The following is a 14,583-nucleotide window of genomic DNA, read 5'->3' on the forward strand; positions in this document are numbered from 1 at the left end:
GTGTAGGGGCCGAAAGGCGACCGCCGGCAGATCCTGACGTTCATGTCCGGCTGAGTCGGGTAGGCGGATCCGTGCCCGCCGCCCACGAGCATCATGCCGACTCGTCCCCGGCCGACGTGGTCGGGGACCAGATCGATGCGGCGCTGCGTCAGGTGCAGGAGCGCACCAGGGCAACGGCACGGGACCGCCGCAAGTTGGTGAACGTGGTGCTGATCCTCTCCGCGCAGTCTGGACTCGCCGCAGCGCTGGCCTGGGTGGTCGCCCACGAACTGCTCGGGAACCCTTCCCCGGTGTTCGCTCCTGGTGCCGCGGTGGGCACCATCGCCGCCGCCCTCGGGCAGCGGGCCCAACGGACCGTCGGGCTGCTACTCGGCATCGGCCTGGGCATCGTGGTCGGTGACCTGCTGATGCTGCTCCTCGGTACCGGCCCGTGGCAGATCGGCACGATCGTGGCCCTGGCGATCGCGTCGGCGCTGGTGCTCAGCGGCGGCAGCGGGTCACTGGTGGCCCAGGCGGGTGGTACGGCGGTGCTGATCTCCGCCGTCTCCCCAGCCGAACGGGACCTGGAGATCCCCCGAATCGTCGACGCGGCGGTGGGCAGCGGCGTCGGCCTGATCGTGGTGGCGCTGTTGCTGCCGCTCAACCCGCTCCGGCTCGTCGAGAAGGCGGCTCGTCCGGTGTTCTCGGTGCTCACCAGCCAACTCCGGGAGACCGCCGAGGCGTTGTCGGAGCGGAATCCGCAGCGGGCCATTCGCGCGCTGGACCGGGTGCGGGGGATGGGGACGGATGTCAGCCGTCTCCGTGATGCCCTCTCCGGAGCACAGGAGGTCGTCCTCATCTCACCTGCCCGCTGGCGTCGAAGACGGCCCCTCGCCCGATACGCACATGCCGTGGGGCACATGGAGCACTTCGTCCGGGACGTTCGTGGCCTGATCCGCCGCGCGGCAACCACGATCGAGCACGGCGAACCGATACCGGACGAACTCCCGTCGGCGGTGAACCGGCTGGCCGAGGCGGTAGGACTGTTCCGCGCCGAGCACCGCGCCGACCGAGATCTCGACCTCACCCGCAAGACGGCGCTGCGGGCGGTGCACGAGGCAGCTCAGGCGTACACGGTGGATTCCGGGTTCTCGGGCAACGTCGTCGTCGCCCAGATCCGGACCGCCGCCAGCGACCTGCTCCGGGCTACCGGAATCGATACGGCCGACTCGAACTCCCTGGTCCGCCGTACGGCCAAGAACGCCGAGCGGGAGCGCGACCAGGCCCGAAACACCCCACGACGCGACTAATCTGGTGGAATGTCCGGCCAGCTGGGGCTGTCCCACCTCGCGCACGGCGGATCAGGCTCGCCGATGTCGGACCTGATCGACCTGGTCGTGGTCGTGCTGGCCCTGGCCGCGACACTGCTCCACCTCTCCGGTGCCCGCCGGCTCCGCACCAGCGACCGGGGCCGCCGTGAACTCCCGCCGTGGCGGTCCGCCGCCTTCGCGGTCGGCACCCTCGTCGGGCTGGTGAGCGTGTCCGCCCCGATGGAGCATCTGGCCGAGGAGCTGTTCTCGGCACACATGGCCCAACACCTGCTGCTCTCGTTCGTCTGCGCACCGCTGGTCGTACTCGGCCGGCCCGCCGTCGTGTTCGCGGTCGCCCTCGGTCACCGGTACGCCCGGGTCGTCCGCCCGCTGCGTCGGCTGGCCGTACGGACGCGGGGCCGGAGCAGCGCACTGGTCGTACTCGCCGCGCTGCACATCGTCCCGTGGCTGTGTTGGCACGTGCCCGCCAGCTACGACCTCGCGGTCCGGCTCCCCGTCGTACACGTCGTCGAACACGTCACCCTGGTGCTGTCGGGAATGGTCCTGATCTGGCTGGTCCTCGGGCGGGTCCCGACCGCGCCGGCGTTCGCCCTGCTGTTGACGGGGATGGCAACGATGGGGGCGCTGGCGGCCGTGCTGGCCTTCGGCACAGTCCCGCTCTACACCGGACACACCCCACAGGTGTGGGACCTCACCGCACTGGAGGACCAGCAACTCGGCGGAGCGTTGATGTGGTTCCCCGGTTCCCTGGCCTACGTGGTAGCCGTCGTCGCGCTGGTGTACGCCCGGTTGCTACGCCCCCGCGCCGCGCTACCCGACCGGCAGTCGCCGGCACCACCCCGGGAGCCGACCGCACCACCCGACCGGGACGTGGCCGCCTACCCGACCGGCCAGCCGCATCACCGGCCGTACAGGTAGGCAGCCATGTCCCGGGCGTCCTGCTCGGTGACACCGAGATCGGGCATCAACGTCCCCGGCTCGACCGCCTGTGGATGCTGTAACCACCCGACCAGTTCCTCCGGCCGGTTCGGCACCTGGCCGGCGATGTACAACCGCTCGGCGAAGTCGTCGAGATCGGGCCCCACGCCCCGGCTCACACTCGGCACCCCCGGTACGGCATGGCAGGAGGTACAGCCGTAGTGGATGATCCGCTCCCGACCCCGCCCGGGATCACCGTTCACCACCGGGGCCGTCGGCTGGTCCCCGGCGCAACCAGTGAGGGCCGCGAACGCGCCGACACACAGGACCGCCACGGCGACCGGAACGAGACGGTTGCTCACCCGCACACCTCCACGACGAACTGCGGCCAGGCGATGAGGACGATGCCGAAACCGAACACCACCGCCAGGCCGGCACCGACGTAGCCCAGGAAGACCAGCGGCGAACGCCGCCCCCGCCCGATCCGGCGGGCCACGACGAACCCGGCGATCCCGGCCAGGACCGTCACCAGGAACAGGACCGCGTTCAGCACGGTCAGGACAGCGAAGATCGCCCCCTCCGGGGGCGGCTCGGCGACGCTGCCGTACGCCGAACAGGTGAAGTCCTGGATCGCATAGGACAGCGCGAGCGACAGCGCCCACGCGACCGGTGGCACCAGCAGGGCAGCGACGGCCAGTCGGGTGCGCTGGGCATCCCGGTCCAGTGCCCGGGTCGACCCACCCGACACCGGGCCAGTGCCTCGACTCGCCGTCATCTCAACCCACCAGCACCGGCAGCAGATCGGTCGTCGCCCAGGTGACCAGCCAGGTGAACAGGGCGGCCCCCCAGATCAGGGCCGCACCCTGGAGCAGATTGGCCGGTCGGCTGTCCCGGACGTGCCGCCACCGGCCGAGCAGGGCGACGGCGCTACTGGCCACCCCCACCAGCACGATCAACGTCTGGGCACCGAGCAGGGTCACCGCGATCGAGTCGTACGCGTGCCGCACCGGCCGAATGTCACTACCGAACCAGATGGCGAGGGTCACGGCCAGCGCCACCGTACCCGCGGCGAGCGCGACCAGCGCGGCCGTGACGTGGGCGGACCGCTCGTGTGGATCGCCGGGCCCGGGGCCGTCGGTCCGGCGGCGGCGTGCGCCCCACCGGGTCGCGGCGGTCGCCAGCACGAGCGCCACCGTCACCCCGAGTGCCGACAGCGGCCGGTCCAGCCGCCCGTCCCCCGGCCAGGCCACCGCGTTGACCTGGAGATACAGGGCGCTGAAGGCCAGGGTCACGACGGCGACCACCCCGACCATCGCCGCGCCGGCCGCGCCCCACCAGGTGATCGACCGGCTGCCGGGGGCCTCGAACGGAAACTGCCCGGTCAGGGGTACGGCCTGCTGGTCGGTGTGCTCGGCCTCGTTGCGCAACGCCCAGCCCACCAGTCCGGCGAGCACCACCGCGATCCCCAGGGCCGGCACCGGCCACCACTGCACCAGCATCCCGACGGCGATGACCGCCAGGCCCACCGCCGGTACGAGGGGCCAACCGGTGGACGTCGCCAGCCGGGCCGCACCCTCGGGTTCGGCCCAGAGGGCGGTGGTCAGTGGCGAGGCACGGAAGTCCGCCGGGCGCCGGAGGAACGCCTGTCGTACCGGCGCGTGGAGTTCGTCGGGTGGCGGCGAGTCCCAGTTGGGCTGGCGACTGGTCACGACCGGGATGTCGGGAAAGTTCTCCGGCGGGGGTGGGGAAGCCGTCGCCCACTCCAGGGTGTCGCCCCGCCACGGGTCGGCCGGTGCCCGCCGCCCCCGGACCAGGGACCAGGCGAACGCCACGGTGAGGACGACCACCCCGCTGGCCAGGACGAACGCCCCCACGGTGGAGATCAGGTTGACCGTACCGATGCCCAACTCACGCTCGTAGGTGTAGACCCGACGGGGCATCCCCCACAGGCCGGTGAGGTGCATGGGGAAAAACGTCACGTGGAACCCGACGAAGACCAGCCAGAAACTGACGTGGCCGAGACGGTCGTCCAGGAGTCGACCGGTGATCTTCGGCCACCAGTGGTAGAGCCCGGCGAAGACGGGGAACAGCATGCCGCCGAGCACCACGTAGTGGAAGTGGGCCACGACGAAGTAGGTGTCGTGCACCTGCCCGTCGAACGGCACCGAGGCGACCATCACCCCGGTGATGCCCCCGGCGACGAAGGTCACCAGGAAGCCCAGCGAGTAGAGCATCGGCACCGAGAACCGGGGGCGGCCGGCCAGCAGGGTGGCGATCCACGCGAAGACCTGTAGGCCGCTGGCGAGGGTGATGGTCATGCTGGCCGCGGTGAAGAAGGAGAGGGTCAGCGGCGGCAGCCCGACGGTGTACATGTGGTGGACCCACAGCCCGAGGCTCATCACGGCGGTCACCACGATCGCGAGCACCACCAGGGGGTACGCCACCAGCGGCCGACGGCAGTAGACCGGGATGACGTGGCTGACGATGGCGCTGCCGGGCAGGAACATCACGTAGACCTCGGGATGACCGAAGATCCAGAAGAGGTGCTGCCACAGCAGCGGGTCGCCGCCCCGGACCGGATCGAAGAACGCGCTGCCCACCACCCGGTCCAGCTCCAGCAGGACCGACGCCACGATCAGCGGGATGAAGGCCACGATGATGAGGAAGGCCACCGCCAGCATCGCCCAGGCGAAGATCGGCATTCGGTTCAGCGTCATCCCGGGGGCCCGCATCTTCAGGACGGCCACGCTGATCTCGATGGCGGCTCCGACCGCGGCCAGTTCGGCGAGGGTGAGGCCGAAGAGCCAGAAGTCCATCGCCTTGCCCGCGAAGTCGGGGCCGCTGAGCGGGACGTAGGCGTACCAGCCGGCGTCCGGCACCATCGCCACCAGGAAGCTGCTGTAGAGGATCAGGCCGCCGAAGAGGTAGCACCAGTAGTTGAAGACGTTGTAGCGCGGGAACGGCATGTCCCGGGCACCGAGGTGCAGCGGCAGCAGATAGGTCGCCAGCCCCTCCAGGAACGGGATGGCGAACAGGAACATCATCGTGGTGCCGTGCATGGTGAAGAGCTCGTTGTAGCTCTGCGGGTCGAGCACGTCGCTCTCCGGACGGGCCAACTGCACCCGCATCACCAGGGCCTCGACGCCGCCGACCAGGAACAGCACGAACGCGGTCAGCATGTAGCGAATGCCGACGCTCTTGTGGTTGACCTGGGTGAAGAAGCCCTTCAACCCGGGCGGGTTGTCCCAGGTCCGGGTGAACCGGTCGGCGTGCGAAGCCTCGACGGTGTCCACCACGGCGCTACTCCAGGCTCTCCAGATACGCGAGCAGTGCCTGTAGCTCGTCGCCGTCGATGTCGGTACCGGGCATCCGGTTGCCGGGTTTGAGCGATTGCGGGTCGACGATCCAGCCGGCCAGGTTGCCCCGGTCGTTGGCGAGGATGCCGGCGGCGAGCGTGTCCCGGCTGGCCAGGTGGGTGAGGTTCGGTCCGGCCCGGCCGGTGGCGGCGGTGCCGGCGACGGTGTGGCAGTACACGCAGGACGACGAGAGGAAGACCTCCCGGCCCCGGGCGACCAGCGGGTCCTCGTCGCCGTCCGGTTGCCCCGGTACGGCCAACTGCTGCCGGGTCCACTCCGCGAACGCGGCGGGTTCGTGGGCGATCACGACGATCCGCATGTTCGCGTGCTGGATTCCGCAGAACTCGGCGCACTGGCCCCAGTAGGTGCCGGGCCGGTCGGTCTCCAGCCAGATCGTGTTGGACCGGCCGGGAATGAGGTCGATCTTGCCGCTCAGCTCGGGCACCCAGAAGCTGTGGATGACGTCGGCGGAGTTGAGCTGCACCGCGACCCGCTCGCCGACCGGCATGTGGATCTCGTTGGCGGTGACCACCCCGCTGGCCGGGTAACGGATCTCCCACCAGTACTGGTGACCGGTCAACTCGACCACGATGCCGTCACCGGCGTCGCGCGGGTCGATGTCCCGCAGTACCAGGGTGGACTGCACCGTCAGCCCGAGGATGACGACGGCCGGTACGACCGCACCCGCCAGGGTGACGTAGAGCGTGGCCCGCCGGGGCGTACCGGCCTTCTGGCGGTTGCGCCGGACCAGGGCGACCACGATGACCGCCGTCACCACCACCCAGACGATCGACCCGAGCACCAGCATCGTGCGCCACAGTCCGTCGACCGCCTCAGCCCGGCTGCCCTTCGGCGACAGCGCCGACTGCTGCCGTTCCGCCGCCGCACAGCCGGCCAGCGCCAGCGTGCCCGCCGACGCCAGCCACCACCCGTACCGCCGCAGCCGGCGGCGTCGCCCGCTCATGGCGCCGCCACCCGCACCGTGCCGACCATCTGTTCCGCCTGGTGCTCCGGGCACCAGTAGAGGTAGGTCCCCTCGATGTCGAACCGGTGGGCGAAGGTCTCCCCGGGACGCACCGGCCCGGAGTCCCAGCCCACAGCCGTGCCGGGCACCGCCGGCGTACCCGCGATGGTCCTGTCCTGGCTGGTCACGGTGTGCGCGAAGGCGTCGTCGTTGGTCCAGCGGACCTCGGTGCCCGGTGCGACCACCAGGGTCGCCGGGTCGAAGCCGTCGGCGTTGATCCGCACCACGACGACCTCGGCCCGAGCCCGGTCGGCACAGCCGGAGAGCAGCACCAGCGCGGGTACCGTCGCGGCCAGCGCCAGGACCGAGCCGTACGGTCGTCTCATGTGAGCAGCTCGCCGGGGGCGGAGAAGTAGCGGTCGCGCAGCGTCTCGGCGGTACGGATCGCAAGCGCCCCGACCGTGCCACTCGGGTTGGCTCCGGGGTTCTGCGGAAACAACGCGGCCCCGGTGACGAAGACGTTCGGGGTGTCCCAGACCTGGCCATAGCTGTTGGTGACACTGTTGCCCGGATCGGTGCCCATGATCGCCCCACCGGTGGCGTGCGTGCTCTGATACTCGTCGATGCGATACGGCGGTAGCTCCGGCTGGACGGCCATTCGGTCCGGTCGCATCGCCCGCATGATCTCGACGCAACGGGCAGCCAGGAACCGGTACATCCTCCGCTCGTTCTCCATCCAGTCGAAAGTGATCCGCAGCAGGGGTAGGCCCCAGGCGTCGGTGTAGGTGGGGTCCAGGTCGCAGAAGTTGCCGGTGTAGGCCGGGCTCTCGCCCTCGGTGTTGATCCCGCCCACGCTGTCCCACGACCGGCCGAGCATGGCCTTCCACTCCGCCCCCCACTGCCGGTCGGTGAGGTCCTCCAGCAGGGTGCCGACCGAGGTGACCGGGTCCCGCTGGCCCGCCTCCGCAAAGAGCGCCGCCCCACCGACGAAGTCCAGGTCGGAGTGGTCGAAGACGTCGCCGTTGTAGTCGTAGATCTGGGGGACGGTGCAGCCGTTGCCCATGAAGAAGTTGAATCGGGTGTTCTCCCAGAGCCCCTTCACCGGGGTCTGCTCCAACTGGTAGGTGTAGTTGCGGCCGACCAGTCCCCGGTCGTTGCCGATCCCCTGCGGATGCTTGTCGCTCCGGGCAAGCAGCAGGTTGCGGACGTTCTCCAGGGAGTACGCCGAGGCGATCACCACCTCGGCGGGCTGGAAGTGCTCTCCGCCCTGTGCATCCACATAGGTCACACCGGTCGCCCGGCCGTCGGTGGCGGTGTCGATCCGTACCACGTGGCACCGGGTCCGCACCTCGTACCGGTCGGTGGCCAGCGCCACCGGCAGCCAGGTGGTCAGCGGGCTGGCCTTGGCCCCGACCTCACACCCGAACCGGGTGCAGAAACCGCAGTACAGGCAGCCGGCCCGGACGTTGCCGTACGGATCCGTCCAGCCCCGGGACAGCAGCCCGGACGGGGTCGGGAAAGGATGCAGGTCCCGCTCGGAGCAGGCCTGGCCGAAGAGTTTGCCGAACGCGCTGTCCGCCATCGGCGGGTTCGGGTACGGCCGCTGCCGGGGCCCCTCGAACGGGTTCCCGCCGGGCAGAATCCGTCCGCCCAGGTTCCCGGCCAGACCCGATACGCCGATGTCGTACTCGAACGCGTCGTAGTACGGCTCCAACTCGGCGTAGTCGACCGGCCAGTCCCGGACGGTCATCTCCGCCGGAATCCGGTCCGCCCCGTACCGCTCGACATGGTGGCTGCGATATTTGAAGTCGGTGGGCAGGAACCGCCAGGTCAGTCCAGTCCAGTGCACCAGGGATCCGCCCAGGCCCTGCCCGGGGTGGAACGATCCGTACTGCCGCATGGGCAGGGCGGGAGCCGAGGCATTCGGTCGCCAGGTCCACGACAACTTCGACAGGTCCTGCATCATGGCGAACCGCTGGGAGTAGCGCAGACTGTCATGGTTGTGGGCGAAGTCGGGATAGGTCCACTGCGCCGGACCCTGCTCGATCGACACCATCCGATGACCGGTCTCCGGCAGCACCCGCGCCGCGAGGATCGACGCGGTCATCCCGGCACCGATGGTGACGATCTCGACCGGCGAATGTCGGCGTACGGTGGTCATCCGTCTCGGACCCCAGCCCGGGGCTGCTCCACGGCCTCCGGTCCGTGTTGGTGCCGCCGGTCCGGGTTCATGGCCGGCAGCCCATCCAGGGCCTGCGGCTGGCGGCGGGCCCCGACCAACATCTCCTCCGGCGAGTACGCGCGCTGCGGCCCCGGGTAACCGACCAGGTTCCAGCCGACCAGGCCACGGTTCCCGCCGTACGCCGGGTCGGCGAACATGCCCTCGATGGTGTCGGTACGCACCATCGTGAAGAACTCGCCCGGGTCCACCTCGCCGAAGTCGGCCTCGACGGCGTCCAACTCGGCCTCCTCCGGCCGGGCCGGACCAGCCTCTTCGGCCGGGGTGCTGCCGCTCTCCTCGCTCTGCTCGCCCTCACTGCGCTGCTGCACCGCGTCCAACGCGTCCAGTACCGCGTCCTGGTCGGCCTCGGTCAACTCGACGAAGGGCACGCCGAACCGCCGTCGGGCGTACCGGTCGAGGCCGGGCAGACCGTTGCGGTACGCCTCCTGCGGGGTGACGCCGGACTGGTAGCCGTACCGGTAGAGCTGGTCCTCCGGCACGGGTACGGCGTCCACCGACGCTGGGGGCGGTGTGCCCGCGTAGCCCTCGGCAAAGGGCGGGGTCAGGAAGGTCGGTTCGGCGAACGCCTTGAATTCGGCGAGCTTGGCGTCGATGTACGTCACCACAGCGGCTTCCCGCGCACCCGGGTCCCGCGCGTCGCCGGGAATGATCCGGGCGGTCACCGCCTCGACCGTGCGGGCCTCGACCTCGGTGAAGAACGCCAGGACGCCGGTGGGGGTGTGGGCTGGTGGGACCGGGTGGCGTAACGGCGCGTCGACGTTCTGTTCGGCCGGGACGGTCACCTGCGACGAGGAGGTGCACGCCACCAGAGCCGTACCGCCGAGCAGGGATCCGGCGCGCAGGAGGGCCCGCCGGGAGACGAGCCCTGGGCGGTCGTTGGCGTGCACTGTCTGCTTGTCCGCCACTGTCGCCGCCCAACTTCTCCCGATGCGGCCCGCACCGACCCGGTCAACGCCGCGCATGACCATCAGCAGCATAGCCAGACCGCGCCGGATATATGGTGGATTGGTAGCAATTAGGGGGACGAGCGAGAGTGACCGAACGCTGCTTCGGCGAACCAGACGGGCCAACCGGGCGAGCCAACGGGCAAGAGCGGCACTCAAGCTGGTTGGAACTCTTCTTCGACCTCGCATTCGTGTTCGCGACGACCACGGTCAGCGCCCGTCTCGGCCCGGACACCCACATCACCTGGGGCGACGCCCTCGCCACCCTCGGTCTCTTCACCGCTCTCTGGTGGGCCTGGATCGGCCAGGCCTTCTTCGACACCCGGTTCGACTGTGACGACGTGCCCCAGCGACTCAGCGTCCTGGTGGCCATGGTCGGGGCCGGGGCTATGGCGGTCGGGGTCACCGAGGCGCCCCACACCCTGCTCTTCCCGATCGGCTACCTCATCGTCCGGGGCACGTTGCTCGCCCTCTACCTGCGGGTACGGGCCAGCCAGGCCGGATTCCACTGGGTCACCCGCATCTACCTGCCCGGTTTCGGACTCGGCTGGCTGCTCTGGTTCGGCTCGCTCTTCACCCCGGTCGGGGTTCGGCCGGCACTCTGGGCGATCGGCCTCGGCGTCGAACTGCTCACCCCGTGGGTCGGCCGCTACCTGCTCCGACAGGCCCCGGTGCACACCTCGCACCTGCCCGAACGGATCGGCCTGTTCACGATCATCCTGCTGGGGGTCACGCTGACCGACCTGCTCGACGCGGTCTCCGACACTCCGTCCGCCTCGGTCCTCGCCAGCGCTGTCGTCGCGTTCTGCGTACCCGCCTCCATCTGGTGGGTGTACAGCATCTTCGTGTCGAGGGGTGTCCGCCGTGACCGGCTACGGGGCGGGCAGGCGTACGCCTATCTGCATGGTGGGCTCGGCGCTGCGATACTGCTGCTCGGCTGGGGGCTCGGTCAGAGCCTGGCCCAGGTGGGGACGGATGCCGAGGACCTGCCGACCGGGTTGCGCCTGCTGCTCGCCGCGGCGGTCGGCACCTGGATGGTCTGCGGGGCGGGACTGCAACGGATCACCTTCGGTACGGTGAGCGCCGCCCGGCTACTGGTCACGGTGGGTGGGGTCACGCTGGCCGCCGTGGTCAGCATGACGATGCCGACACCGGTGGCGACCATCGTGGCGCTGGCCGTGGTGCTCGCCGGCTACGCCTTCGCGATCAGCCGGCACCTCACCCGGATCGGGCAGCCCACCGCCCCACTGGGCACCTGACCCAATCGACAGCAACCCCGCTCAATCGCTAAACTTCGATAAATAGCTGGACCCTCGACCGTACGGGGACGCACGCGTGGTCGACCACAGACAGCCGGATCCGGGGCGACCTCGGGACGGATCCGCGCACGGCCGGTTCCAGGTCCTGCACCTCGACCATCTCGCCTACCTGCTCGCGGCGGCGGACAACTGCGACTTCCTCCGGGTCGGTGTCACCCAACGGGATCCACATCGGTTGCTCAGCTCCCACCACGGCGCCGCGCATCGCCACCAACCGCAGGCCAACCCGCTCACCTACCCGGAGCGGGTGACGATGATCCGGCGAACCCTGCTCGCCGCCGGCCTGGACCGGGACCGGTTCACCGTCCAGCCCTTCCCGATCGAACAGCCGGCGCTGCTCACCAGCCTCATCCCGACATCCGTGGTCGCGTACACGACGATCTGCGACGAGTGGAACGTACGCAAGGTCGAGCTGCTCCGGGGCCTCGGCTACGACGTCCGGGTCCTCTTCCATCGCACCGCCGACCGGATCACCGGCTCGGCGATCCGACAGATGATCCGGCAGCGGCGTACGGAGTGGCAGGCCCTGGTCCCCCCGGCCTGCCGGGACTACCTGCTCGAACTGGACATCGAGCAGCGACTGCGCCCGCCGGCCGAGGAAGCCCAGCAGTAGCAGCTCGACCGGGTCAGAGCGCCGGCTCCGCCACGATGCTGCGCGGCTCCAGGCTCACCTTGAACCGAATGCCTCCGATCGCGGTGACGTTGTCCGTCTCGGCGTTCTTCTCCGCCCACTCGTACGCCTGCTTGCGCAGCTCCGCGTTGTCGCGCAGCAGTGCGTCGGCCATGGTGGCGAAGAGCGAGGTGCAGGCCTTGGAACCCGGTTTGAACTCGCAGTCCGCCCGGACGTACCGCACATGCGTTTCGTCGTCGAACTCGATGTCGACGGTCAGGTCCCATTTCAGGTCGCCCGGGGCCATGCACTCCAGGCGCTGCGACGCTTCGCTGATGGTCCGGGACGGCTCGTCGGGGGGCGAGCAGTTGTAGGAGTTGGCCTTCTTCATCCAGTCTTCGACGACGGTCGCGACCTTGACTCCGGGCAGGTAGCGACGGTCCCCGGTGGGAAAGTCGGCGTCCACCGAGGGCAGTGCGGTCAGCTCCTCGGGGTTGGTGGTCATCGTACCGGTGACCCAGCCGGCACCCCCACCGACCAGCCCACACAGCCCCAGGGAGACGACCACGGCCAGCACCAGGAGCACCTTGCCCGGCCCCGAGGAACGCTTGGGAACCATCGGCGGCTGGCCGTACCCCGGCGGCGCGCCGGGCGGCGGAGGTAACGGTGCCGGAGCAGTCATCGGCTGCGCTCCCGAGGGCGGACCGACCGGCGGCGGTACCGGCTGGCCCGGAGGCGTCCACTGGCCGCCCCACTGGGGGCCACCGCTCGCGGGGGGTTGATGTGGCGTGCTCACCCTTGCCTCACCCATATCCGGAGCCGGAGATTCCGCTTCTGCTCAGCCGTCAACTCGCAGTTGTAACTACCGATGGTGGCCATCGACTGCTCACCGCTGTCGAACCGTTGGTTGAGCCAGCCGCGAACCTCTTCGGCCGTGGCCGGGTCGTCGCCGAACGGCAGGGAACCCATCCAAAGAAGGAACGACTTGGTCGCCGCCGGAATCGTCTCCTCCTCGTCGGAACGCACCGACGCGGAAAAGTCACTGATCAGATTCTCGTGACCGTCGATGTAGGTCTCGAACTCGGTGCCGGCGATAGTGAGCCGGCACCTCCAGGTTCCGTCCTGTTCCTCACACGTGAAGCCCTTCGCCTTGAGCGCGTCGATCAACGTGCTCGGGCGGAGTGGAATGCACCGGATGCTGCCACATCGGGCGGTGTATTCCCCCAACTCGGCGTTACGCGCCAAGGCGTACGTGCCGGCGCCGGCACCGAGCAGCGAGACCAGGCCGACCAGGGCGGCAATGAGAAACAGGCGCCCCCAGGCACCCCGTCGCTCACCCTTCGGTCCCGCAACAGGCGGACCGGGATGACCGGGCGGCGGGACAGGCGGTCCGGATGGTGGGTTTGGTGGAGTCACCGACACCGGGTCACGCTCCATTCCGTACGAAGCTTGCCCACTGCTGGGTGAAGGCACTGCTCGTCATGCCGAGCACCCGCTTGCAGATGGCGTTGAAGATCGGCGTTTCGGCCACCGGCGTACCCTCGGTGTCGTTGTACTTGATCACGCTGGCATAGAACTCGACCGCGGCACTACGGCCCTTCTTCCGCTCGATGAAGTAGAAGACCGTCGAGGCCAACGCGTAGTTGAAGGTCATGGCATCGCCGTAGAAGTCCTGCGAGGTGGGCAGCCTGCCCTTGAAGGCACCGGAGGCCAACTGACTCGCGATGTAGCCGCGCTCGTTGATCTGCTCCGTCCAGCGGGCATAGCCCTCGACGGCCCAGGTCGGCGCACCCAACACCCAGCCACCCGGACTGAGGGTGGTCAGCCGCGCACCGACACTGTGCGCCAGCTCGTGCCGGATCACCCGGCGGGGGTCGTCGTCGAACCTGGCGATGGTCTTGAGGTTGACCAGGACCCGGGAGCCGACATACTGATCTCTGTAGATGTCTCCGTTCTGGCGCACACCGTACTGCGGGATCTGGAACCCCTCGATGGTGGGCTTGTAGTTGCCGGCCAGCCCGACACTGAACGAATTCTTGAAGTTTTCCTCGTCCCTGGTGAAGAACAGCACGTAACCAGGGAAGCGGAGGCGGTCACCCCAGAGCGACTCGACAGTACGGACCTCGCTCCGGGTGGCATCGGCGAAACGCTGTAGGTCGGAGACGCTGGCATCGCCGACCAGGGTGACGTTGTCCACGTGCTGGACGGTCAACGGGGTGTGCAACCAGGGCGCGTCGGCTTCCAGGGCGTTGAACGCGTTCAGCTCCTTGGCGTTCGCCCGGGTGATCGGAAGGATCTCGGTAATCACCAGACGACCATCCCGGCGCACCACCGAATAGCGGTAGCTGGCCGCCGGGGCCACCCCGCCGGGTCCGTCATCCGCCGTGAGCTGCACCACCTCGTGCACCGGCATGAACCGGTACACCTCACCCTCCGACCGGACATTGGTCTGGCCAGCGATGTAACGAAAGGTGGTCAGCTTGAACTTGCGCAGGTTTTCGAGGAGAAGCTTCTGCTGCTTGACCAGTTTGTCGTCGGACTGGTTCAGATCCGCCAGGAACGCCGCCTCGTCACCCTTCTGCAGCGCCTCGGCCCGACGGTTGAGTAGGGACTGCAGGCCCGCGGCGGTGGGCTCACCGGTGGACTGGCTGCCCTGGTCCTGGAGCTTCGGCCGCTCCGACTTTCCACAGCCGGCAACGGTGGCGGCGAGACCCGTGGTAAGCAGCACCGAGCGCCGCGACCACCCACCACAGACTCCGCCACCCTGCTGCCGCTCCCGCTGCCGCACGTGCCGCCCTCTTCCCTCGGTCCGAACGAACGCCCCATGAGCTGATCCAGGTCATGCCATACGTAGGGCGGTAGAACGCACCAAAGCTAGGCGGATCTTCGCGGAGTGTCGTCCCGCGGCAGGTGTGTCTTC

At 69.3% G+C, this 14,583-nt stretch carries 14 protein-coding genes; 4 read left to right on the forward strand and 10 right to left on the reverse strand.

Features of this window, described 5'->3' with window-relative positions:
- Positions 1 to 71 precede the first annotated feature (71 nt).
- Entirely contained in the window at positions 72 to 1,289 is a 1,218-nt protein-coding gene (locus FHR38_RS12655; protein WP_312882079.1) for an FUSC family protein, read from the forward strand.
- A gap of 9 nt (positions 1,290 to 1,298) precedes the next feature.
- Complete coding sequence (locus FHR38_RS12660; protein WP_184534855.1) at positions 1,299 to 2,228, forward strand: cytochrome c oxidase assembly protein; 930 nt, start codon at positions 1,299 to 1,301, stop codon at positions 2,226 to 2,228.
- On the opposite strand, the gene FHR38_RS12665 is transcribed toward FHR38_RS12660, so the two are convergent.
- Genes FHR38_RS12665 through FHR38_RS12695 form a run of 7 tightly spaced genes read right to left on the reverse strand, consistent with a single transcriptional unit; the run spans position 2,210 to position 9,752 of the window.
- Positions 2,210 to 2,590, reverse strand: a complete 381-nt coding sequence (locus tag FHR38_RS12665; RefSeq protein ID WP_221449002.1) for a c-type cytochrome — start codon at positions 2,588 to 2,590, stop codon at positions 2,210 to 2,212. The two genes, FHR38_RS12660 and FHR38_RS12665, sit on opposite strands and share 19 nt — an antisense overlap.
- The gene (locus FHR38_RS12670) at positions 2,587 to 3,003 is read right to left on the reverse strand and encodes a hypothetical protein (protein WP_184534856.1); all 417 of its coding nucleotides are present in this window, start codon (positions 3,001 to 3,003) and stop codon (positions 2,587 to 2,589) included. Before FHR38_RS12670 ends, FHR38_RS12665 begins: the two co-directional genes overlap by 4 nt.
- Before the next feature lies 1 nt (position 3,004).
- Positions 3,005 to 5,524: a cytochrome c oxidase subunit I gene (ctaD, locus tag FHR38_RS12675; RefSeq protein WP_184534857.1), complete on the reverse strand. Its 2,520-nt coding sequence runs from the start codon at positions 5,522 to 5,524 to the stop codon at positions 3,005 to 3,007.
- Positions 5,525 to 5,528: 4 nt separating this feature from the next.
- On the reverse strand, positions 5,529 to 6,548 hold the full coding sequence (gene coxB / locus FHR38_RS12680; RefSeq protein WP_184534858.1) for a cytochrome c oxidase subunit II: 1,020 nt from the start codon (positions 6,546 to 6,548) through the stop codon (positions 5,529 to 5,531).
- Positions 6,545 to 6,934 (reverse strand): plastocyanin/azurin family copper-binding protein, encoded by a 390-nt coding sequence (locus FHR38_RS12685; protein WP_184534859.1) that lies wholly within the window; start codon positions 6,932 to 6,934, stop codon positions 6,545 to 6,547. Before FHR38_RS12685 ends, coxB begins: the two co-directional genes overlap by 4 nt.
- Positions 6,931 to 8,709, reverse strand: coding sequence for a GMC family oxidoreductase (locus tag FHR38_RS12690; RefSeq protein WP_184534860.1), 1,779 nt, complete (start codon positions 8,707 to 8,709; stop codon positions 6,931 to 6,933). The genes FHR38_RS12685 and FHR38_RS12690 overlap by 4 nt, the downstream gene beginning before the upstream one ends.
- Positions 8,706 to 9,752: a gluconate 2-dehydrogenase subunit 3 family protein gene (locus FHR38_RS12695; protein ID WP_184534861.1), complete on the reverse strand. Its 1,047-nt coding sequence runs from the start codon at positions 9,750 to 9,752 to the stop codon at positions 8,706 to 8,708. The genes FHR38_RS12690 and FHR38_RS12695 overlap by 4 nt, the downstream gene beginning before the upstream one ends.
- 71 nt (positions 9,753 to 9,823) lie before the next feature.
- On the opposite strand from FHR38_RS12695, the gene FHR38_RS12700 reads away from it, so the two are divergent.
- Positions 9,824 to 10,993 (forward strand): low temperature requirement protein A, encoded by a 1,170-nt coding sequence (locus FHR38_RS12700; RefSeq protein ID WP_184534862.1) that lies wholly within the window; start codon positions 9,824 to 9,826, stop codon positions 10,991 to 10,993.
- Between the two features lie 76 nt (positions 10,994 to 11,069).
- Positions 11,070 to 11,666, forward strand: a complete 597-nt coding sequence (locus FHR38_RS12705) for a nucleotidyl transferase family protein (RefSeq protein ID WP_184534863.1) — start codon at positions 11,070 to 11,072, stop codon at positions 11,664 to 11,666.
- A gap of 13 nt (positions 11,667 to 11,679) precedes the next feature.
- On the opposite strand, the gene FHR38_RS12710 is transcribed toward FHR38_RS12705, so the two are convergent.
- The 3 genes from FHR38_RS12710 to FHR38_RS12720 form a co-directional block, all read right to left on the reverse strand.
- Complete coding sequence (locus FHR38_RS12710; protein ID WP_184534864.1) at positions 11,680 to 12,345, reverse strand: hypothetical protein; 666 nt, start codon at positions 12,343 to 12,345, stop codon at positions 11,680 to 11,682.
- Between the two features lie 110 nt (positions 12,346 to 12,455).
- Complete coding sequence (locus tag FHR38_RS12715; protein WP_184534865.1) at positions 12,456 to 13,100, reverse strand: hypothetical protein; 645 nt, start codon at positions 13,098 to 13,100, stop codon at positions 12,456 to 12,458.
- On the reverse strand, positions 13,090 to 14,451 hold the full coding sequence (locus tag FHR38_RS12720) for a hypothetical protein (protein WP_184534866.1): 1,362 nt from the start codon (positions 14,449 to 14,451) through the stop codon (positions 13,090 to 13,092). The genes FHR38_RS12715 and FHR38_RS12720 overlap by 11 nt, the downstream gene beginning before the upstream one ends.
- Positions 14,452 to 14,583: the final 132 nt, after the last annotated feature.

The sequence above is a fragment of the Micromonospora polyrhachis genome (genome assembly GCF_014203835.1).
Lineage (GTDB): Bacteria > Actinomycetota > Actinomycetes > Mycobacteriales > Micromonosporaceae > Micromonospora_H > Micromonospora_H polyrhachis.

Coding starts and splice junctions, on each gene's coding strand:
- FHR38_RS12660 (WP_184534855.1), top strand. CDS start 1,299: ATGTCCGGCCAGCTGGGGCTGTCCCACCTCGCGCACGGCGGATCAGGC.
- FHR38_RS12670 (WP_184534856.1), bottom strand. CDS start 3,003: ATGACGGCGAGTCGAGGCACTGGCCCGGTGTCGGGTGGGTCGACCCGG.
- coxB (WP_184534858.1), bottom strand. CDS start 6,548: ATGAGCGGGCGACGCCGCCGGCTGCGGCGGTACGGGTGGTGGCTGGCG.
- FHR38_RS12685 (WP_184534859.1), bottom strand. CDS start 6,934: ATGAGACGACCGTACGGCTCGGTCCTGGCGCTGGCCGCGACGGTACCC.
- FHR38_RS12690 (WP_184534860.1), bottom strand. CDS start 8,709: ATGACCACCGTACGCCGACATTCGCCGGTCGAGATCGTCACCATCGGT.
- FHR38_RS12695 (WP_184534861.1), bottom strand. CDS start 9,752: ATGCGCGGCGTTGACCGGGTCGGTGCGGGCCGCATCGGGAGAAGTTGG.
- FHR38_RS12710 (WP_184534864.1), bottom strand. CDS start 12,345: ATGACTGCTCCGGCACCGTTACCTCCGCCGCCCGGCGCGCCGCCGGGG.
- FHR38_RS12715 (WP_184534865.1), bottom strand. CDS start 13,100: ATGGAGCGTGACCCGGTGTCGGTGACTCCACCAAACCCACCATCCGGA.